The following is a 19,992-nucleotide window of genomic DNA, read 5'->3' on the forward strand; positions in this document are numbered from 1 at the left end:
TTTTTTTTTTTTTACGCGGTTGCTGCCCTTCCCGCCGCGGGCGTTCGGGGGTTAACGGGTGTTTCAAGTCGTGCGGGGAGTGGCGGCCCCGGGCGTCCCGGGCCCCAACTTTTTCGTGGGGGGCGCCGACGACCTCGACCTGCTCACCGCCGTCGAGGACAAACACGACCTTCCGGTACGGCTCCGCCTGGCCCCGTGGTGCATGCCCGGCGACGGCCCCGACGAGTTCGCCGGCCTGATCGGCATGCAGCAGAAGCACGGCCGCACCTGGCGGGTCGGCGGGGTGAAGCTGTTCATGGACGGCACCGTCGAGGGCGGCACCGCCTGGCTCGAACACGCCGACTGCCACGGTGAGGGCACCGAGGCCTTCTGGCTCGATCCTGCCGACTACCGGCATGCCGTACGGACGCTGCATCAGGTGGGTGTGCCCACCGCGACGCACGCGATCGGCGACGCGGCCGTGCGCCATGTCCTCGACACGATCGAAGGGCTGGGGGCGGGCGGCCCGCGCCACCGCGTCGAGCACATCGAGACGCTGGCCGACGACCAGGTCGGCCGGTTCGCCGGGCTGGGCGTGGCGGCCTCGATGCAGCCTCCGCACACCGCCTACACGCGCGCCGACCACACCGACGAATGGTCCAGGCGCCTGGGTGACGAGCGGGCCGCGCGCGCCTGGCGCTGCCGTGACCTGCGCGAGGCCGGCGCCATCCTCGCGCTGGGCTCCGACTGGCCGATCGCCCCCTACGACGCCCGCCAGATCCTGGCCGCCGCCCTTGAGCCGCGCGGGGCGGCCACCGGCGGCGGGCTGAGCGGCCTGATGGCGCTGGAGGGCTGCACCTCGCACGCGGCGCTGGCCTCCTCGACCGAGTCGGTGTCCGGCCGGATCGCCCCCGGGTTCCTGGCCGACCTCACCGCGCTCGCGCTCGACCCGGTCACCACGCCCGCGGACGAGCTGGCCGAGTCCCCGGTCACACTGACCATGACCGGGGGACGCGTCGTCTTCGAGCGGCCCTGATCAGGCGACCTTGGGGGTGGCCCGCATCCCGACGAACACGCAGGGGGTGCCGTCGGTCAGCGTGGAGAACACGACGGGCATGTAGTCGTCGTTGAACGACGGACCGGCGCCGGTGCCCGCGAACACGGCCGGGGTGACGGGGGCGAGCTCGACGTCCAGGGGCGGGGAGATGCCCGCCATGCCGTCGACGAACTCATACAGCAGCCGTCCCTCGGTCACGGTCAGGGCCGCGCCCTCGCGGCGGTAGGTGCCGGTCAGCGCGGCCCAGTCGACCGCGGGCGGCTCGGCGGCCGGGCCGAACGGCTCGGGCATGCGCACGCCGGCCAGTTCGGACAGCAGCTCGCCGAACAGGTCGGCGTAGAGCTGGCGGGTGGCGCCGCCGTTGGTCAGCAGCGCGATCGCCACGCCCGCTCCGGGCACCACGCGCAGGTAGGCGAACTGGCCCACGGCCGAGCCGTCGTGGCCGTAGCCGGGCACGCCGTTCCAGTCGTACAGCGTCCAGCCGAGGCCCCAGGCGTCGGCGCTGAGCGTCCACTTGTCCGGGCTGTCGGCCTCGCGGCGCTGCATCGCGGCTATGGTCTCGGGGGAGATGACGCCGACGCCGCCGTTCAGGTGCATCCGGGCGAACCTGGCGAGATCGCCCGCGGTGGCCAGGACGCGGGCGGCGGGGGCGGCGGCGCGGGACTGGAAGTCCCACACGGGGGCGGGCTCGGGGTAGGCGCCGGCGCCGCCGAGGTGACTCATGGCCACGCGGAAGCGCAGCGCCTCCTCGGGCAGCGTCATCGTCTGATCGAGGCCGAGCGGGGTCAGGACGCGCTCCTTGAGCGCCTGGTCCCAGGTCAGGCCGGTGATCACCTCGATGATGCGGCCCAGGATGACGTAGCCGCTGCCGCTGTAGGACAGCGCGGTGCCGGTGGGGCAGTCCAGGCTCAGGTCCTTGCAGGCCTCGACGTAGCGGGCGATGCAGTCGTCGCCGCGGCCGGTGTCGAGGTGGAAGTCGCCGCTGAGACCGCTGGTGTGGGTGAGCAGCTGCCTGACCGTGATCGTCTTGGTGGCCTCCGCGTCGGCTACGGCGAAACCGGGCAGTACGTCGGCGACCCGGGCGTCGAGGCCGAGCTCACCGGAGTCGACCAGTTGCATCACCAGCGTGGCGGTGTAGATCTTGGCGACCGAGCCCAGCTGGAACACCGAGCCGGTGGTGGCCTCCACCCCCGTGCCGCGGTGGAGCAGGCCGCTGGCCAGCTCGTAGAGCTCCCCGCCGGTCACCACGGCCAGCGTCGCGCCCGGCACGTGGTGGGTGGCGCGCAGTTCGTCGAGCCGGGCCTGCCAATATGCGAGATCCATGGTCCATCCTCCGCAGATGCGTACCGCGTTCCTTGATGCGAACACTGTACGCATCGCGTTGGCGGATGCGCAAGCCCGGCTAGCCTCGGCCGTATGGTGTTCACCTCCGATCACTTCGACCTCCAGCCCTATGCCGGATTCGACATGGAGCGTTATGTCCGGCGGACCCATTGCAGCTGGGAGAACTTCGGCTGGCGCTCGCTGCTCGTCCAGCGGTTCGAGCACGTCCCCGTGGTCGAGGACATGGAGTTGCCGGCCGCCGCCGACCTGCACCTGATCCTGCCCGTGGGCGGCCGGGCCGCCATGGAGACGCGCACCGGCGGCGGCCGATGGAGCCGCCGTACCTGGACGCCGGGGCGGCTCGAACTGGGTGTGCCTGACCAGCCACTCCGCCGCCGCTACCGCGGGGACGGGCCGCTGCGCAGCGTGCAGGTCCACATCCCGCGCGGCACCGTCGAACGGACCGCCGAGCAACTGGGCGGCCGCCCGCCGGACTACCCGAGCATGGCGGCCTCCGTGGCCGCGGGGGATCCGCTGATCGAGGAGGCCGTACGCGCCGTCGGCGCCACCGGCGAGATCGGCGACCTGTACGCCGAGTCCGCGGCCGCGTTCCTCACCGTCCACCTGCTCACCCGCCACTCCCGGGCGCCCGAGAAGCCCCCGGCCCGGGAGGACACCCGCGTCCGCGCGGCGATCGCCCTCATGCGCGACCGGCTCGCCGAGCCCCTCACGCTGGCCGACATCGCGGACGAGGTGTACCTCAGCGTCTTCCACCTGGTCCGCGTGTTCCGCGCGGCGACGGGGGAGACGCCGCACCGCTACCTCGCCCGTCTGCGCATCGAGAAGGCGCGGCACCTGCTGCGGGAGAGCACGCTCACGGTCGCCGAGATCGCGCCGCTGTGCGGGTTCGCCGGCCCCGGCGCCCTGTCGGCGGCGTTCCTGCGGCACACGGGCACGCGGCCATCCGCGTATCGCAATTCCTGATGGTTTTTCCGGCAATCTCCGGCATGGTCCCCCGGGGTGCGCCGTTCCTAGGGTTGCGTCCATGCCTGACATCGAGCCCTATCCCATCCGCATCCCCGACCGCGACCTGGCGAGCCTGCGAACCCGCCTCGACGAGGTACGGCTGCCCGAGCCGGAAACGGTGCCGGACGCCACGCAGGGCCTTGAGCTCGACCGGCTGAAAGCGCTGCTCGACACCTGGCGCCGGCACGACTGGCGGGCGGTGGAGGACCGGTGGAACACGATCCCGCACTACCGCGTACGCCTCGACGGCCTGCCCATCGCGTTCTGGCACGTGCGCTCACCCGAGCCGGACGCGGTCCCCTTGCTGCTGACCCACGGCTGGCCGGGCTCGGTCCTGGAGTTCGAGAACGTCCTGGGCCCGCTGAGCGACCCCGTCGCCCACGGCGGCTCGGCGAGCGACGCCTTCCACGTGGTCGTCCCGGCGCTGCCGGGGTTCGGGTTCAGCGACCGTCCCCGCGAACCCGGCTGGCATCCCGGGCGTACCGCGCGGGCGTGGGCAGAACTGATGACCGCGCTCGGCTACGAGCGGTTCGGCGCGCACGGCGGAGACTGGGGCGCGTTCGTCAGCACCGAACTCGCCCGCCTGGCCCCCGAACGCGTCACCGGCCTGCACCTGACCATGCCCCTCGCCTCGCCCCTGCCGGAGGACCGGATCGCCCCGGACCCGGCCGAGCAGCGCATGCTGGACCGCCGCGACACGCATCTGGCCGACGGCTACGGCTTCGCGATGATCATGGCCAGCCGCCCCCAGACCCTCGGCTACTCCCTGCTGGACTCGCCCGCGGGCCTGGCCGCGTGGCTCGGCGAGAAGTTCGCCGCCTACTCCGACCCCCGCCCGGAGTACGGCGGCGGAGTCAGCCTGGCCCAGCAGGCGGACACCATCGCCCTGTACTGGCTGACCGGCACCGGCGCCTCCAGCGCCCGCTGGTACTGGGAGACCATGCGCTGGGTGCCCCGCAGCGCCGAGGCGGAGAACGCCCAGCCGGTGACGGTGCCCACCGCCTGCTCACTGTTCCCCGCCGAGCCGTGGCCAACCGCCCGCCGCTGGGCCGAACGCCGCTACCACGACCTGCGGTCCTGGAACGAGCTGGACCGCGGCGGCCACTTCCCCGGCCTGGAACAGCCTGGCCTCCTGGTCTCCGAACTCAGGGCCGCCTTCCGGCACCTGCGCCGGTGAGCCTGACAGACACCAGGTGAGGCGCGTTCCCGCGCTACGCTGGCCGTCGTCCGACCAGCCCGCCTCGCCGGGAAAGAGGAGAGTCCGCATGGAGTACGGCCGGCGCCGCATCATCGCCACCACCGGCGAACTGGCCGCCATCGCCGACGGCTGCTCGGACGGCACGCCGGTCATGCTCGACGTGGACGAGATCGAGCCCGGTCACGACCCGCGCGCACCCCGCGACTGGGCGGTGGTGGCCAGGATCGACCACCTGCCGCTCAACGAGTCGGGCGAGCTGGCGGGCCCCGGCGACCGCATCGCCACCGGCGAACCGGACGCCGAGGGGCAGGAGCCGCTGCTGTTCACGCCGGTGCTGATGCTGCAGTCGCGCAAGCTCGCCACCCCCGGCGAGATCGGGCCCGTCGCCCGCGCGGCCGATCCGTGCCAGCGGCGCGCGGACGCCTATGAGCTCATCGAGCGCGAGGGCGAGGCGGGCCTGTACCTGATGGAGCTGCTTGAGGCGGTGGCGGAGCTGCGGCGCGAGGTCGCCGACCTGGCGGCCGACAAGGACCGCCTGCTCCACCCGGCCGCCCGCCGGCTCCTGGACAGCCTGGGTGACGCGCTGCGCGAGGCCCGAACCTCCGCCGATCACGCCACCCGCTTCAGCACGGTGTGCGAGCTGCTGCGGGGCGGCGCCACCGAGAAGTGGGCCGACGAACTCGACGCCGACCGGCCCTGCGACCCCGGCGGCCTGCACCAGATGCTGGTCGAGCTGCCCGGCATGGGCGGTTCCGAGCTGGCCTGCCGGGTGCACGCCGCCGTGGCCCGCGAGCGGGTGCCGGACGCGCTGGTCAGCCCGAACCCGCACGCCGCGCCCTGAATCAGCCGCGGGTGGCCGGCATGTGCTTCTGGAACCAGTCCACGACCCGCGTACAGAAGTCGATCACCGCGGGGAAGGCGCGGACGCCGTGCCCCTCACCCGGGTAGATCGCGAGCTGCGACTCGACCCCGTGCTCGAGCAACGCCTGGTGGAACTCCCTGGCCTGCGTCGGGGGAGTGCAGCGGTCCAGGGCGCCGGCGACGTTCAGGCAGGGGGTACGCACCTTGCTGGCATGCGCGACCGGGCTCCTGGTGTGGAACTTGTCCCCGGGCACCTCCGGATTCCCGTCGAGGAAAAGCGCGTCGAAGAAGGGGATGTTGCTGGTGAAGTGCTGGCTGTACCAGTTCGTCACGGGCGCGAACGGCACGGCGGCGGCCCAGCGCTGGTCCTGGGTGACGAGCCAGGAGGACATGTAGCCGCCGTACGATCCGCCGATGACGCCGACTCTGGCCGGGTCCGCGATCCCGCGCTCGACCAGGGCGTCGACCGCCGAGGTGAAGTCGGCCGTGTCGTCGCCGCCCATCTCCCCGAACACCAGCCGGGCGAAGTCCTGGCCGCGGCCAGAGCTGCCCCGCGGGTTGGGGTTGAGGACGGCGTACCCCTGGGCGACCAGCAGCGGAGTCCAGGGGTAGAGCATCGACCACAGGTTGCGGAAGCTCCACACCGGGCCGCCGTGGATGTTCACCACCAGCGGGAAGGGCCCCTCGCCGCCGGGGACGCACAGGATTCCCTCCAAGGCCAGCCCGTCCGGCGCCGACCAGGCGACCGTCTCGGCCCGGCCCGCGATCGACAGGTGGTGGTCGGTGCCGGAATGCGAGATCGCGGCCAGCTCGGCCCGTTCCTCGCCCAGCACCACGACGCGCTGTGGAAGCGCGTAGCCCTCCTCGACGATCACCACGCGGCCGTCGGCGGTCCAGGCCGCCTCCGGGTAGCGCACGCCGCAGCTGGTGTCCGTGCTCGACCACAGCTCGGTCGTCTTCCCGGTCACCGCGTCGTACACGGCGGCGACGGTCTCCAGGCCGCGTACCCCTGCGAATCCCAGGCGATCGGCGTCGATCCACTGCGTCGCGGTGACGTCCACCCCACCGGCGTCGACCCGCTCCAGAGCCGCGTCACCGGAGCCCACCAGCAGGTCGCCCGCGACGACCCAGCGGTCGCTGCACACCGCCTCGACCACCGCCAGCCGTCCCCCGGAAGGCGAGGCGGCGGGCCAGCCGAACTGCACGCCGGAGCGGGCACGTTCGGTGACCGTCCCGTCCAGGCCCAGGCGCGAGAGCACGGCCGTGTACCAGGCGCTCTCGTCCGGAGCGGTGCTGGTGACGGCCAGGACGGCGTCCGGGCCCGACCAGACCGCCTCCCAGACGTTGAGTCCGTCCGGCGACAGCCGGGTGGTCGTGCCCGCCGCGAGGTCGTGGAGCCACAGCGAGCGCCACGCCTCCTCCGTCGCGCCGACCTCGACGTGCGGGTGCCAGTCCGGCAGCTCCTCCTTCGGCTTGTACGTCGTGCCGCTCCCCTGGCCGCCGGCCAGATCGGCGCCGAGCCCGGCCACCCCGAGCAGCACCCGGGTCCCGTCGGGCGACCAGGAGCAGTACTCGGCCGTCCCGGGCACGGCCGGGGTCGCCTCCGCCTCACCCAGGTGGCCCTCGCGCAACAGGTACAGCTGGAACCTGCCCGCCTCCGCGCGATCCGACAGGAACGCCACCGTCGCGCCGCCGGGGGAGAAGCACGGTTGCCTGGAGGAGCCGGACGATCCGGTCAGCGGCCGCAGTTCCGTACCGTCGACCAGGAAGCAGGCCTGCCGGGGGAGGCCGGCCAGCTCGTCGTACACCAGGCCGGTCACGGCGATCCGCGAGCCGTCGGCGGAGCAGGACGGCTCCAGAAGCCGGTGCGGTCGGCCCAGCACCGGGTCGTGCAGCCTGCGGAAGTGCTCCTCGACCAGGTTCCAGGTGGCGCTGCCGCGCACGTCGGCGTGTGTCATGAGAACTCCTGTCCGTCGGTGGTAGGTGAACCGGGCTAGCCCATGACGGTGCCGGTGCCGGCGGTGCCGACGGGCCGTTTCCTGGAGAAGGCCGCCAGGCCGATCCGGTGCCCGGTGTGCGGGGCGAGATAGTCCAGGGGCTCGCGGTCGTGGTCCCTGCCGGCTTCGACCGCCTCGATCAGGGCGGTCATGATCCGGCCGACGACCGGGGCGTTCTTGAACTGGTTGCCGCTGGTGCCCATCGCCACGTAGAACCCGGGCAGCTCGGTCCTGTCGTAGACGGGCGTCCAGTCGTCGGTCACGTCGTAGACGCCGACCACACCCTTGGCCCGGCCGGGCACGGTGAGCGCGGGGAAGCGGCGCGCGGCCCTGGTGACCTGGGTCTCGAACGACGACGCCGTGGGCGCCATCGCCGCCTGGTCGGGGTCGTCCAGCCACTCCAGCGGGTCGCAGACCGGTTCCGTGCCGCCGACGAGCAGCCCGCCGCCCGGCTCGCCGCGCAGGTAGACGCCGAGGTCCAGGTCGGCGACGATGGGCCCGAACCCGGGGGGAGCGGCGGCCACGTGGTGGACCTCCTGACGCAGGGGCCGGGTCCGCACGGAGGTCACACCGGCCAGCCGGTTGAGCGCCGCCGACCAGGGACCGGCGGCGTTGACCACGATCGGGGCGGCGAGCAGGGTTCCGTCGGCCAGCCGTACACCGGAGACCCGCCCGTGCGCGCGGGCGACCTCTACCACCTCCTGCCGGTAGCGGAAGACGGCGCCGTGGCGGCTCGCGGCGGCGGCCAGGCCGGCGGCGGCGAGCTGCGGGTCGTCGACGTAGCCGGCGTCCGGGGTGAACACCGCGCCGAGCCGGCCGTCGGGCTCGTTCCAGAAGCGCTCGTCGTCGAGCCGCGCGGGCGGCCAGTGCCGCCCGGTGTCGATGCCGGGGACGCGGGCGGCGAGCGTGCCGGGATCCCACTCCTCGTACGGCACGCCGGCCCGGTCGAACAACGGCAGAATCCGTGAACGGGGAGCGGCCCGCACGTCCAGCATGACCAGGCCCGTGCGGTGGTAGCGGGGGAGGGGCTCGTCCGCCGGCGCGCCGAGGTGGTCGCGCCAGGACTCCCAGCAGTGCTTGGCCTCCCAGGCCAGGGCGACGCCGTCCCAGGTGGAGAAGTTGAACCTGACCACCGCGCTGGAGGCCCCGGTCGAGCCCTGGCCCGCGCCGCCGCCCTTGTCGACGACCAGCACGTTCAGGCCGGAGCCCGCCAGCTCGTGCGCGATCGACGCCCCGATCACACCGGCACCGATGACCACCGCGTCCGCGTTCATGCCGCCAGCCTGCCCGCTGGACCCGGCCGGATCCACTGACGAACCTATGGCGGCGGAGGCCCGCGCTACGACATTCGTCAAAAGCTTACTTTGTAAAGGCGCCCGGCGTTCGCTATTGGTCCCGGGCGAAACCGACAAGTGCGCGGCGGCAGGCGCGGGCGGTCTCGGCCATGGTCTCCTCGTCGGTCCTGCCGTCGGACATGGCGGCGGCCGCGGTCGTGCTGACGGCGCCGAGTGCGGCGCCCACCATCGCGTACGCGGTCACGCGGTCGAGTTCGCAGGCGGCGGCGAGTGCGGTGGCCAGGCGTTCCACGCGGTTGTTGGACCGGTCGATGGCGGCCTGCGGGGAGAAGACGGGCAGGTTGACCGCCTCGCCGACGAGCCCGGCCACCAGGCCCATCTCCCAGCTCTCGGCGAGCATCGCGTCGAAGGCTCTGGCGAGCAGGTCGGCGGGCGGTTCGCCGGGCCGCCTGGTGCCCAGCGCGGCCACGCCCGCCTCCAGGCAGTCGGCGCTGTTGGCGTACAGGACGTCGGCCTTGTGCCGGAAGTAGGAGAAGAACGTGCGGGTGGAGACTCCGGCGGCCGCGGCGATCTGGTCGACGGTCGTGGCCTCGTATCCCCGCTCGTCGAACAACCGGCCGGCGGCGTCCATGAGGGCCTGCCGGGTCTGCCGTTTCTTTCGTTCGCGCAAGGACGCCATGGGGACAGAATATTACATCGACTGCATATTTACAGGTCTGCAAGTTTTGACGTAGCGTGCCGGGCATGGACGCTGCGATCTCGGTCTCGGGGCTCGTCAAGTCGTACGGGCGGGTCAGGGCGCTGGACGGGCTCGACCTGCGGGTGGAGGCGGGGGAGATCCACGGCTTCCTCGGTCCCAACGGAGCGGGGAAGACGACCACGCTGCGGGTACTGCTGGGCATGCTGCGGGCCGACGCCGGACAGGTCAGGCTGCTGGACGGGCATCCGTGGCGCGACGCCGTACGCCTGCACCGGCGCCTGGCGTACGTGCCCGGCGACGTCGTCCTGTGGGAGGAGCTGACCGGCGGCGAGACGATCGACCTGCTGGGACGGCTGCACGGGCGGATCGACGAGGGCCGCCGGGCCGAGCTGGTCGAGCGGTTCGCGCTGGATCCGGGCAAGAAGGTCCGGGGCTACTCCAAGGGCAGCCGGCAGAAGGTCGCGCTGATCGCCGCGCTGGCGACGCGCGTCGAGCTGCTGGTGCTGGATGAGCCCACGTCGGGGCTCGACCCGCTGATGGAGGCCGAGTTCCGCCGGTGCCTGGTGCGGCGGCGCGAGGAGGGGGCCACGATCTTGCTGTCCAGCCACATCCTGGCCGAGGTCGAGGCGCTGTGTGATCGGGTGAGCATCGTCAGGCAAGGGCGCCTCGTGGAGTCGGGCACCCTGGCCGAGCTGCGGCACTTCACGTGGACGTCGGTCACCGCCCGGCTGGAACGGCCCCTGGAGCGGCTGGAGGGTGTCCACGACCTGGAGGTCGACGGGGGCACGCTGGTGCGCTTCCGCGTGGACAGCGGGCAGGCGGGCCAGGCGCTGGTGCGTCTGGCCGCGTTCGGGCTGGTGGACGTGACGGCGCGGCCCGCGACGCTGGAGGAGCTGTTCCTGCGGCACTACCGGCAGCAGTCCGAGGCGGCGGCGCGGTGAGGGCCGGGGCCTGGGTCCTCGTGCGGTTCATCGCCCGGCGCGACCGTGGTCTGATCGCGTTGTGGATCGGGGTGGCGGTCGCGCTGCCGTTGTTCAACGCGTACTCGCTGGCGGTGTTGCTGCCCAGCGAGGAGACGAGGGTGGCCTTCGCGGAGATGAGCGTTGCCAATCCGATCAGCAGGGCGCTGCTGGGGCCCGTTCACGGCACCTCGATCGAGTCCCTGGTCGCCTGGCGGTCGGGTGTGCAGAGCCTGCTGATCACGGGGCTGGGCGGGCTGCTGTTCGCGGTCCGGCACACGCGGGCCGAGGAGGATTCGGGCCGTGGGGAGCTGGTGGCGGCCCGTCCGGTGGGCCGGCATGCCGTCGTCACGGCCGTCACGGTCGTGGCCGCCGTGGTCAACCTCGTTGTCGCCGCGTTGCTGACGGTCGCGCTGACCTTCGGGTTCGGCTATCCGCCCGGCGGCACGGTGTTGTTCGCGCTGACGGTGGGGGCGGGCGGTGTGGCGTTCGCCGCCTGCGGGCTGCTGGCGGCGCAGGTATGGCAGAGCGCGCCGGCCGCGCGTGGCGCGGCGGTGGGTGTGCTGGTGGCGGGGCTGGTGCCGGGTGTCGTGGTGCCGGAGAGCTGGATCGGGATGTTTCCGGCGGGGTGGCCGCGCCTGGCCCGTGCCTACGGTGCGGAGCGGTGGTGGGTGCCGCTGCTTCCGCTGGTGTTCGCGGCCGTGTTCATGCTGGCCGTCTACGCGTTGTCGGCGCGGCGGGATCTGGGTGCCGGTGTGCTGCGCGACCGCGCGGGGGGCGCCGGTCCGGTGCGGGGGCGGCTGGGCAGCCCGCTCGCGCTGGTGTGGCGGTTGCGTGGCGGGCAGGTGGCCGGCTGGTCGTTCGCTCTGGGTACGGCCGGCGCCGGCGTGGGCTGGGTGTCGGCCTCGTTCGAGCTGGCCACGTTGACCGGGCACACGCTGCTGGCGATCTTCACGTATGTCTTCTGCATGGTGGTGGCGTGCCTGACGGTGGCCGGGACGCTTCGGCCGTACACGGAGGAGAGCCGTGGCCGTGCCGCGCCGCTGCTGGCCACGCCCACCACGCGGACGCGCTGGCTGGGCGGGCACACGGCGCTGTCCCTGGCCGCGCCGGTCGCGATGTTGCTGGCCGTGGGTGTCGGCACCGGTGCCGGGAACGCGCTGGGCGCCGGCGGTGTGGCGCCGATCCTCGCCCAGGTGGGAGCTGCCCTGTTCTTCGTGCCCGCCGCCTGGGCGATCGCGGGCGTCACGATCGCCGCCTACGGGCTGCGCCCGCGCGCCGCGGTTCCGGTCGGCTGGGCGGTGGTGGTGGTGTCGGGTGGTTGTGTGGCGCTGTGGGAGGCCGGGACGATCGGGGACACGGTGTTCCTGCTCACCCCGTTCGGCTACGTTCATCCGTCCGTTTCGTCGGGATTCGTGGCTCCGGTCGGGTTCGCGCTGGTCGCCGTGGTGTTCGTGGTCGCGGGCGGGGCCGGGTTCGCCCGTCGCGACCTGCTGGCGTGAGGCGGTTGGTCACTGGGACGTACCGCCGCAGGGCATGATCGATGGATGAGCGTTCCCGTGTTGATCATCAGTGGTCCGGTGGGTGTGGGCAAGACGTCGGTGGCGGGGGAGATCTTCGATCAGTTGCTCGCCCGGGATGTCTCGCACGCGGTCGTCGACCTGGACAATCTCGGACTGTGCTGGCCGTTCGGCGACGGTGACCCCTTCAACGACCGGATGGCCCTGCGCAACCTGGCCGCCGTCTGGCGGAACTACGCGGCGGCCGGGGTCGAGCGGCTGGTCGTGGCCCGGGTGGTGGAGTCGCGCGCCGAGCTGGACGGCTACCGCGCCGCCGTACCGGATGCCGAGATCGTGGTGTGCCGGCTCGCGGCCGGCGCGCCGACGTTGCGGAGCAGGGTCGCGCGGCGGGAGGCCGGGGCGGCGCGGGAGGCGTTGTCGCGCCGGGCGGTCGAACTCGCCGAGACGCTGGCCAGGAGTGATGCCGCCGACTTCGTGGTCACGACCGATGATCGTTCCGTTGCCGACATCGCCGAGGACGTCCTGCGCGGGGCGGGCTGGATCTGATCACCTCGTTGCCGGCCGCCGGGGCGCGGCCCGCCTTTCGCTACGATGACGCGGACCATGACGGGCGGCTGGTTCATGTCGCCGAAACGCGCGAGGAGTGCGGATGCAGCCGAATCCACCGCAGCCAGGGTTTCCTCAGTATGGTCAGCCGCCGATGGCGGGCGGGCCCGCGCCGTGGGGTGGCGGGCCGAGCCCCTGGGGGGCGCCGCCCAAGCCGAGGGCGAATGCCGTGGCGGCGGTGGCCGCCGGCATTCTGGCGCTGATCGCCGTCGGCATGCTCGTCTGGTTCGCGCTCAACGACGCCCTCTACGGCATCAGGCACGATGACTGGTCCAGGCTGGTGGTGCAGAACGTGGTCGCCGGCGTCATCGGCGCCGGGGCCCTGCTGGTCGCGGCGGCGTTCACGTTCGCCCGCAGGATTCCCGGCGTGTGGACATTGTGCGGGCTCTGCGTGCTTTACGTCGTGGCGAACCTCGTGCTGGCGCCGCTCCTGCGTGGCACGCCCCTCGGTACGCAGTTCACGTTCCTCTTCGGTTTCGACAAGGTCAACGGCACCGCCGCGGGGCTGGCGACCATCTTCTGCGCCCTGACGGCGATCATGGCGGCGATCGCCGCCAGCGTGAGGTCGTACGGCCCGGCCGCCGCGGCGCCCCGCCGTTCTTGATCAGCCGCATTCCTGGATCGGGGCTCGGGTGGTCCGGTGCACGTTCCCGTTCGCGGATTCAGGCCGAAGGGCCGGCCGGTGAGCGGTTGAGGATGACGTCGCCGGCGCGGGCGATGACCTCGGCGCGCGTCTGGCCGGGGTGGTCGGCGGCCAGGAAGTGGCTGCCGATGGCCGCGCAGAAGGCCAGCAGGGCGCGCGCCTCGACTTCCCGGGGGTCGGCGCAGAAGGTGCCGATGGCCTCGCGCAGGAGCCGCATGCGCTTGTTGTCCACGCGGCGCAGGCGCTCGGCGACGTCGTGGTCGCGGCGGGCCCAGTCGCGCACGGCCAGGTCGATGGGGAGCAGGCGGTCGGAGAAGGTGAGCCGCCCGGCCAGCTGGGCCTTGTCGGTGATTTCGCCGCCCTCCTGCTCGATGCGGTCGAGGACGTCGTCCGTGGCCTCCCGCTCCCAGGTATCCAGCATCTCCGCCAGCAGGGCGCCGCGGCTGGCGAAGTAGCCGTAGAAACCGCCTCTGGTCACTCCCAGTGCCTTGGCCAGGACGTCCACCCGCACGGCGTCCACGCCGCCGGAGGCCAGCGCCCGCAGGCCCTGTTCGACCCATTTCTCGCGGGGTGTGCGCAATGTGCCCATCATGTGACCCACCTCACCGTCCGCATCGGTTGTGCAGGACTGTATAACCAGTCTAGCTTCGAGTTATACACCACTGTATAACCCTTTCGGAGGAGGCAGGGCCATGTCCAGCAGGCTCCCCGTCATCGAGCACACCTCGCGCCCGTGGCGCATCCACGCGCTCGCGCCTGACTACCGGGTGGAGGACGTGTGGTCGCTGCCGACCCCGGGCGGCGCGGATGACTTCCCCCGGCTGGTGGAACAGTTCACCGCCGGCCCCGGCAATCCGATCGTGCGCGCCCTGCTGGCGATCCGCCTGTGGCTCGGCGCGCCGTTCGGCCTCAACCCGCCCAGCGGCGGCGCCCGGGCGCCGTGGCGCGGCGAGCCGATCCCCGGCGACCTGCGCGACCGGCCGGGGCCGGACTTCGGCCCCTTCGCCTGCCTGTACATCACCGGCACCGAGTGGGCCGCCCACGCCACCGCCGGCGGCGTGGACGCGATCGCGCACCTGGGCTGGGTCGGCGACGGCTCCGGCGCCTACCGAGGCCGGTTCGCCACCCTGGTCAAACCGCACGGCCTGTTCGGACGGGCCTACATGGCGGGCATCGCCCCGATCCGCCACCAGGTGGTCTACCCGCTGATGATCCGCTCCATCGCGCACGGATGGACCGGCGATCTCTCAAGGAGCACCCGGTGAACACCACACCCACCCGCGTCCAGTCCCGCGCCACAGCCGTGGGGGCATGGTCCGCGATCATCACCGGGACCGTGCACCTGCTGGGATCCCTTGTGCCGATCCCCTTCGACGGCGAGGCCGGCGCGCGCCGGGCGATGCGCGCCGCGGAGCCGGACCTCGGCCTGCAGACCAACTTCGAGCTGCTGTTCGACGCCATGAGCCAGGTGATGTCGATCATGTTCGTCGCCTTCGGTGTGATCACCCTCGCCGTCGTCAGGAACGCCGCCGGACTGCTGGCCACGAGCCGGCCGCTGAGGTGGTTCAACCTCGGTGTCGGCCTGGCCTGCCTGGCGGTCGTCGCCTACGCGCGCCTGCTCCCGCCGATCATCACCATGTCCATCGCCACCGCCGCCTTCGCGGTGGCCCTGCCCTCCGGGGCGAAAGCCATAATGCGGGCGTAGCGGGCTAACGCCGGTGTAGCGGGCCGCGCCGCCGGAGCCGAAGGCCGATGCCGCGGCCGGCCGAATCAGCCCCCGCCCGTCCCGGCCGAGGGCTGACCCGCGGAGCGGGAGCGACAGGCCGCCACCGGCCGTCGGCGGATATCGCGGCTCAGGCGGGGATGGCGCCGATCTGCCGTAGCTGCGCGTGCACGTCGGTGACCCCCCAGATCTCGGCGATCAGGCCGTCGGCGAAGCGGACGATGAAGATCTCCTGGTAGGTGACCGCGTTGCCGGTGGGCGCGACGCCCCGGTACTCGCCCAGGTGGGTCCCGGTGACGGTGTTGCGGTAGACGATCTTGTCGCCGTCGGCGACCACGTCCTCGACGGTGACCCGGATGTCGGGGAACGCGCGCAGCAGCATCGTCCACGCGTTCGTGATCACCTGCGCCGCGTTCGCGTCGGTCGGCACGGGCGTGTGGAAGCGCGCCTGCGGATGGACGACCTCACCGGCGGTCTTGGCGATGACCTCCAGGTCGCGGGAGTGGACGGCGTCGTTCAGGCGCTCGAAGATGACGGTGTTGGACATGCGGTTTCTCCTCGGGTTGTCGTCGTTCACACTCGGGCGACGAACGGGCCCGTGCCGGGGGGACGCCTCGGGTCAGAGCTGTTCGAGCCGCCCGGACAGGAAACGCCGCTCGGCGGTCGAGGTGGCCAGGCCGAGGGCGCGGCCGTACGCCTGCCTGGCCTCGGCGGTGCGGCCGAGACGTCGCAGCAGCTCACCGCGCGTGGAGTGGAAATAGAGGTAGTCGTCCAGGTTCAGGCGCTCGACGGCGCGCAGCGCGTCGGCGGGGTCGCCGGCCTGGGCGAGCGCCACGGCGCGGTTGAGCTCGACGACCGGCGAGCCGGTGAGCTCGGCCAGCCGCCCGTACAGGCCGGCGACCTGCGCCCAGTCGATGCGCCGGTGGGTCTGCAGCGAGGCGATCACGGCCTGGACCACGTACGGTCCGCGCCCGCCCAGCATGAGCGCCCGGTCGAGCACCGTCCGCCCCGCCGCGATCTGGCCGGTGTCCCACAGCGAGCGGTCCTGGTCGTCGAGCAGGACGAGGTCGTCGCCGGAGAAGCGGGCGCGCCGCCGCGCGTGGTGGAGCATCATCAGCGCCAGCAGGCCGTGCGCCTCCGGTTCCTCCGGCATGAGTACGGCCAGCACCCGCCCCAGCCGGATCGCCTCGGCGCCCAGGTCGACGCGGCCGCTGTAGCCCTCGTTGAAGATCAGGTAGAGGACGGCCAGGACGGCGCCGAGCCGCTCGGTCAGCAGGCCGGCGCCAGGCACGGCGAACGGGATGCCGGTCGCCTTGATCTTGGCCTTGGCGCGCGACAGCCGCCGCTTCATGGTCTCCTCGGGCACGAGGAAGGCGCGCGCGATCTCGGCCGTGCGCAGTCCGCCGAGCGTGCGCAGCGTGAGCGCCACCTGCGCCTCCGGCGGTAGCGCCGGATGGCAGCAGGTGAAGATCAGCTCAAGCCGTTCGTCCTTGATCACCGTCTCGTCCAGCTCGTCCATGACGACCTCCGGTACCGGCAGCAGGTGGATCTTCCCGGCCAGCGTGCGGTCCCTGCGGATCCGGTCGATCGCCCGGTTGCGCGCCGTCGTCACCAGCCACGCCCCCGGATTCGCCGGTACGCCCGACGTGGGCCAGCGCCGCGCGGCGATCGCGAAGGCCTCCTGGGCGGCGTCCTCGGCCCGGTCGAAGTCGCCGAGGTAGCCGACCAGCGAGGCCAGTACCCGGCCCCACTCGTCACGGAAGACGGCCTCCAGCGCGGTCAGCGCCGCACCACCGGCCTGACCTCGACCACGCCGCCGAGCCTGGCGGCCGGAATCCGGGCCGCCATCTCGACCGCCTCGTCCAGGTTGGCCGCCTCGACCAGGCAGAAGCCGCCGAGCACCTCCTTGGTGTCGGCGAACGGGCCGTCGGTCATCAGTGTCTTGCCCTCCGACACGCGTACGGTGGTGGCCGTCTCGACCGCCTGCAGCTGGGCGCCGCCGACGACGCGCGGGTCGTCGCCCAGCGCGAAGTACTCGGCGTACATGGCCTCGCGCTCGGCCTCCGACACCGTCTCCTCCAGGCCGGGCTCGGCATAGATCACCAGGGCGTATTGCATCGCGACCTCCAGATCGTCTCACCGTACCTTTGACGACGAACGGTCCGGCGCCGGGGGGACATCCGCTTCCATGAGAATGCGGCCGCGCGGGAAATCGAAGGTGATCGCGTACGGCTTGAAGAACCGGTGCGTGGGCAGCCCGCCGATGCGGAAGTCGAAGCCGTGCTCGAACCACGGGGGGAACGCGCCGGTCAGGCCGGACACGTCGCGGCCCGTGGCCGAGCCGAGCGTCACCTCGCGCACGGTCACCGGATGGAATCCCTCGCCCGCGGGGATCTCGATCCCTGCGGCGGTGAAGGTGGAGGGGGGTGCGGTGAACCCGATGTCGCCGCCGCCGGTGTCGACGAAGAACACCATCGGGTCCAGGTCGTTGACGGTGCCGCGGGAGAGCAGGTAGTGGTCGCCCACCCACCACAGAGGCGCGCTGTGCCGGGCGCGCACGGCCGCGCGCCGGTCCTGGCGCAGGACGAGCGCCTGGCCGGGGTAGTCGAGGGTGGGCAGGAACCGCGCCAGGACGCTCGTGCCGATCGCGCCCTGGGTGAGCCTGCCGTCGGGCGCGGTCAGCCGGATGGCGTCGGGGATCGTGTGAACCGGGAGGTTGCCGATGGTGAGGCCGCCGGGCAGGGCGAGGGTGTCGACGCGGCCCTGGTGGGCCTGGTGCTCGCCGTACATGGTCCGGCCGGTGGTGTGGCCGTAGGTGGGGATGGCGAGGCGGTCGGCGTAGTCCTGGTTGAGGGCGAACAGGGCGCCGGTGTCGAGGAAGAACAGTTCGGGCGCGGCGCCGTTCACTGACACCTCGATCATGGGCAGCGGGTCGGCCGCCGTGAACGGCACCCTGACCGTCGCGGGACCGGAGATCGTGTACGGCCGCAGCCCCGCGAAGCTCCGCAACTGTGCCGCGGTCGCGGTGGGGCCGTCCTTGGTCACCGAGGGCAGCAGCGCGGCCAGTTCCGCGAACCGGTCGGCGCGCCACAGCGCGTCGGCCAGGTTGCCCAGCGCGCGCGTGTTTCCCGGGTCGAGGCGCAGCACCTGCTTGAGCAGGCGTTTCGCCAGAGGCAGGCGGCCGGTCATGAGCGTGATGTAGGCGTGCCGGGCGAGCGCGTGCACGTGGTCGGGGTCGCCGCCGAGGACCTTGCGGTAGAGCGTTCCGGCGGCGGCGAACTCGCCCGAGGCGAACAGCTCGTCCGCCCTGTCGAGGGTCTTCGGTGTGGCGGCCGCCGCCAGGCCGGCGACGACGGCGGACTTCAGGAGGGTACGGCGAGTGGTCATGACATCCTTCAAATACCGGTGAGTATCTGGATACCGATCAGTATTCGTATACTCTTGAGAATGTCAACAGCGGGGAAGGGATCGGTGCGGTGACAGATCGGCTCACCCGGCAGGAGCAGCGCGAGCGCAACCGGCTCAGGCTGCTGGAGGCCGCGGAGAAGGTGTTCGCGGACCGCGGCATCCAGGGCAGCTCCCTCGACGAGGTCGCCGCCGCGGCCGGTCTGACCAAGGGCGCCGTCTACTCCAACTTCGACGGCAAGGAGGATCTGCTGCTGGCGGTCATGCGCCACCGCCTGGGGCTGGAGGCGCGGGCGCAGGCCGAACACCTGCTCCACTCCGGGCGGGACGCCGGCGAGCTGGGGGAGGAGTACGGGCGCTACTGGGCCGAGCGGGCCCGCGGGGGCGAGCAGGACACGTTCGCGCAGATGACCGTCGAGCTCATGATCCATGCCACGCGTCATCCCGAGGTGCGCGCGGAGCTCGTCGCCCTGCTGTTCCCGCCCGGCGCTCCGGGCCGCCATCCGCTGGCGCCGGCGGGCAGCGGGCTGGGCGAACTGCCGTACGAGCAGGCGGACGCCGTCCTGAAATCTCTCGACATCGGGATGCGGCTGCTCACGCTCCTGGCCCCCGGGCAGTGCCCGCCGGAACTGTTCGCGACGGCGCTGCGCCTGCTGACCGCGCCCTCAGGCGGGCGACCAGACCAGAGCCAGGAACGTCCGGCCCCCGCCGTCCGCCCCCGACAGGACTAAAACCCCCGCCACCTGCCCGTCCTCGTCCTCCACCAGCCGGCCCGTCCTGTCCAGGGTCGTGGTACGGCCCGCGAACACCCCCACCGCCTGCTGCCCCCGCGCCGGCCCGAGCGGATCGTCGTGCAGCAGCCGGGCGTGGAGCCGGCGCAGCTCGGCGCCCGGGTCGGTGCCCAGCTCCTCGGCCAGGCGCCGCCGCAGCCGCTCGTACTGGGCCAGCGCCTCCGCCTGCCGTCCGCACCGATCGAGCACGACCAGCAGCCGCTCCCACAGCGACTCCCGCAGCGGATGCCGGGAGGCCAGGTCGAGCAGTTCCGCGACCAGCTCGCCGTGCCGCCCCCCGGCCAGGCGCAGGTCGATCCGCCGCTCCACCGCGCTCAGATACAGCTCCTGCAGGTACGGGGTCTGGCTCGCGCTCAGCCAGTCCGAGTCGATGCCCTCGAACGGCGGGCCCCGCCACAGCCGGTTCGCCTCCTCCACCAGCGCCGGCTCGGCCGCCGTGCCGCGCGAACGTGCCGCGTCGGCCAGCAGCCGGCGAAAGCGCAGCACGTCGACCCGCTCGGGGTCGGCCTGCAGCCGGTAGCCGTCGGGCATCGTGCGGATCGCCGCCCGGCCCACGACGCGGCGCAGCCGGGCGACGTAGGTCTGCACGCTGCGGCGCGCGTTGGCCGGCAGTTCCTCGCCCCATAACGCCAGGGCCAGGCGCTCGAAGGTGACGGTGTCACCGGCCGACACCGCCAGCGTGGCCAGCAGCGTCCGCAGCCGGCCGGTGGTCAGCCTGATCGGGGTGGGGCCCAGCCGTACCTCCATCGGACCCAGGAGTGCGACGTCAAGACTCATACGTTCACTGTCGCGGGCGGCGGTGTGCCGCGCATCGGCCGCACGATGCGCGCGCGGCTACACCCGGCGGCACAGCCGGCCGCCCCGGGCGCTGCCACGCCGGGATGACCCGGCGGCGCCCGGCTGCCGCTG

21 protein-coding genes are annotated in these 19,992 nt (G+C 72.7%); 11 read left to right on the plus strand and 10 right to left on the minus strand.

The genetic code is table 11. The features are described from left to right. The first annotated feature begins 58 nt into the window (after positions 1–58). The gene (locus ACFWY5_RS30010) at positions 59–1,015 is read left to right on the plus strand and encodes an amidohydrolase (RefSeq protein WP_379635898.1); all 957 of its coding nucleotides are present in this window, start codon (positions 59–61) and stop codon (positions 1,013–1,015) included. Here the strand turns inward: ACFWY5_RS30010 and ACFWY5_RS30015 are convergent, their stop codons facing one another. Further along, a complete protein-coding gene (locus ACFWY5_RS30015; RefSeq protein WP_379635900.1) occupies positions 1,016–2,359 on the minus strand; it encodes a serine hydrolase domain-containing protein in 1,344 nt (447 codons plus the stop codon). Between the two features lie 93 nt (positions 2,360–2,452). On the opposite strand from ACFWY5_RS30015, the gene ACFWY5_RS30020 reads away from it, so the two are divergent. The 3 genes from ACFWY5_RS30020 to ACFWY5_RS30030 all read left to right on the plus strand — a co-directional run bounded on the left by ACFWY5_RS30020 (position 2,453) and on the right by ACFWY5_RS30030 (position 5,424). Then, entirely contained in the window at positions 2,453–3,343 is an 891-nt protein-coding gene (locus ACFWY5_RS30020; protein ID WP_379621062.1) for a helix-turn-helix domain-containing protein, read from the plus strand. 61 nt (positions 3,344–3,404) lie between these two features. After that, entirely contained in the window at positions 3,405–4,562 is a 1,158-nt protein-coding gene (locus ACFWY5_RS30025) for an epoxide hydrolase family protein (protein WP_379635902.1), read from the plus strand. An 88-nt stretch (positions 4,563–4,650) separates the two neighbouring features. Continuing rightward, positions 4,651–5,424 carry a hypothetical protein gene (locus ACFWY5_RS30030; protein WP_379635904.1) on the plus strand — a complete coding sequence of 258 codons (774 nt, stop codon included), beginning with the start codon at positions 4,651–4,653 and terminating at the stop codon, positions 5,422–5,424. Position 5,425: 1 nt separating this feature from the next. On the opposite strand, the gene ACFWY5_RS30035 is transcribed toward ACFWY5_RS30030, so the two are convergent. The 3 genes from ACFWY5_RS30035 to ACFWY5_RS30045 all read right to left on the minus strand — a co-directional run bounded on the left by ACFWY5_RS30035 (position 5,426) and on the right by ACFWY5_RS30045 (position 9,415). Continuing rightward, entirely contained in the window at positions 5,426–7,402 is a 1,977-nt protein-coding gene (locus tag ACFWY5_RS30035; RefSeq protein ID WP_379621068.1) for a S9 family peptidase, read from the minus strand. Between the two features lie 35 nt (positions 7,403–7,437). After that, complete coding sequence (locus ACFWY5_RS30040) at positions 7,438–8,715, minus strand: NAD(P)/FAD-dependent oxidoreductase (RefSeq protein WP_379635906.1); 1,278 nt, start codon at positions 8,713–8,715, stop codon at positions 7,438–7,440. Positions 8,716–8,827: 112 nt separating this feature from the next. Beyond that, entirely contained in the window at positions 8,828–9,415 is a 588-nt protein-coding gene (locus ACFWY5_RS30045; protein WP_379635908.1) for a TetR/AcrR family transcriptional regulator, read from the minus strand. A 65-nt stretch (positions 9,416–9,480) separates the two neighbouring features. Between ACFWY5_RS30045 and ACFWY5_RS30050 the strand changes: the two genes are divergently transcribed. The 4 genes from ACFWY5_RS30050 to ACFWY5_RS30065 all read left to right on the plus strand — a co-directional run bounded on the left by ACFWY5_RS30050 (position 9,481) and on the right by ACFWY5_RS30065 (position 13,125). Continuing rightward, complete coding sequence (locus ACFWY5_RS30050; protein ID WP_379635910.1) at positions 9,481–10,377, plus strand: ABC transporter ATP-binding protein; 897 nt, start codon at positions 9,481–9,483, stop codon at positions 10,375–10,377. Further along, entirely contained in the window at positions 10,374–11,897 is a 1,524-nt protein-coding gene (locus ACFWY5_RS30055; protein WP_379635912.1) for a hypothetical protein, read from the plus strand. Before ACFWY5_RS30050 ends, ACFWY5_RS30055 begins: the two co-directional genes overlap by 4 nt. A 45-nt stretch (positions 11,898–11,942) precedes the next feature. Continuing rightward, positions 11,943–12,461 (plus strand): hypothetical protein, encoded by a 519-nt coding sequence (locus tag ACFWY5_RS30060; protein WP_379621078.1) that lies wholly within the window; start codon positions 11,943–11,945, stop codon positions 12,459–12,461. A gap of 238 nt (positions 12,462–12,699) precedes the next feature. Further along, complete coding sequence (locus ACFWY5_RS30065) at positions 12,700–13,125, plus strand: hypothetical protein (RefSeq protein WP_379635914.1); 426 nt, start codon at positions 12,700–12,702, stop codon at positions 13,123–13,125. 58 nt (positions 13,126–13,183) lie between these two features. On the opposite strand, the gene ACFWY5_RS30070 is transcribed toward ACFWY5_RS30065, so the two are convergent. Beyond that, a complete protein-coding gene (locus tag ACFWY5_RS30070) occupies positions 13,184–13,756 on the minus strand; it encodes a TetR/AcrR family transcriptional regulator (protein WP_379621082.1) in 573 nt (190 codons plus the stop codon). Positions 13,757–13,856: 100 nt separating this feature from the next. Between ACFWY5_RS30070 and ACFWY5_RS30075 the strand changes: the two genes are divergently transcribed. Both ACFWY5_RS30075 and ACFWY5_RS30080 read left to right on the plus strand, forming a co-directional pair. Beyond that, positions 13,857–14,429, plus strand: coding sequence for a DUF2867 domain-containing protein (locus tag ACFWY5_RS30075; RefSeq protein WP_379635916.1), 573 nt, complete (start codon positions 13,857–13,859; stop codon positions 14,427–14,429). Next, entirely contained in the window at positions 14,426–14,869 is a 444-nt protein-coding gene (locus ACFWY5_RS30080) for a hypothetical protein (RefSeq protein ID WP_379635918.1), read from the plus strand. The genes ACFWY5_RS30075 and ACFWY5_RS30080 overlap by 4 nt, the downstream gene beginning before the upstream one ends. 148 nt (positions 14,870–15,017) lie before the next feature. Here the strand turns inward: ACFWY5_RS30080 and ACFWY5_RS30085 are convergent, their stop codons facing one another. The 4 genes from ACFWY5_RS30085 to ACFWY5_RS30100 all read right to left on the minus strand — a co-directional run bounded on the left by ACFWY5_RS30085 (position 15,018) and on the right by ACFWY5_RS30100 (position 18,274). Then, on the minus strand, positions 15,018–15,434 hold the full coding sequence (locus ACFWY5_RS30085) for an ester cyclase (RefSeq protein WP_379621088.1): 417 nt from the start codon (positions 15,432–15,434) through the stop codon (positions 15,018–15,020). A gap of 72 nt (positions 15,435–15,506) precedes the next feature. After that, the gene (locus ACFWY5_RS30090) at positions 15,507–16,775 is read right to left on the minus strand and encodes an RNA polymerase sigma factor (protein ID WP_379621188.1); all 1,269 of its coding nucleotides are present in this window, start codon (positions 16,773–16,775) and stop codon (positions 15,507–15,509) included. Continuing rightward, the gene (locus tag ACFWY5_RS30095) at positions 16,667–17,005 is read right to left on the minus strand and encodes a YciI family protein (RefSeq protein WP_379621190.1); all 339 of its coding nucleotides are present in this window, start codon (positions 17,003–17,005) and stop codon (positions 16,667–16,669) included. The genes ACFWY5_RS30090 and ACFWY5_RS30095 overlap by 109 nt, the downstream gene beginning before the upstream one ends. A gap of 18 nt (positions 17,006–17,023) precedes the next feature. Beyond that, positions 17,024–18,274 (minus strand): tetratricopeptide repeat protein, encoded by a 1,251-nt coding sequence (locus ACFWY5_RS30100; protein WP_379635920.1) that lies wholly within the window; start codon positions 18,272–18,274, stop codon positions 17,024–17,026. A gap of 89 nt (positions 18,275–18,363) precedes the next feature. On the opposite strand from ACFWY5_RS30100, the gene ACFWY5_RS30105 reads away from it, so the two are divergent. Then, positions 18,364–19,023 carry a TetR family transcriptional regulator gene (locus tag ACFWY5_RS30105; RefSeq protein ID WP_379635922.1) on the plus strand — a complete coding sequence of 220 codons (660 nt, stop codon included), beginning with the start codon at positions 18,364–18,366 and terminating at the stop codon, positions 19,021–19,023. Here ACFWY5_RS30105 and ACFWY5_RS30110 read toward each other — a convergent pair. Beyond that, positions 18,958–19,860, minus strand: coding sequence for a BTAD domain-containing putative transcriptional regulator (locus ACFWY5_RS30110; protein WP_379621094.1), 903 nt, complete (start codon positions 19,858–19,860; stop codon positions 18,958–18,960). The genes ACFWY5_RS30105 and ACFWY5_RS30110 overlap by 66 nt on opposite strands. Positions 19,861–19,992 lie beyond the last annotated feature (132 nt).

This window comes from Nonomuraea sp. NPDC059007 (genome assembly GCF_042740555.1).
Lineage (GTDB): Bacteria > Actinomycetota > Actinomycetes > Streptosporangiales > Streptosporangiaceae > Nonomuraea.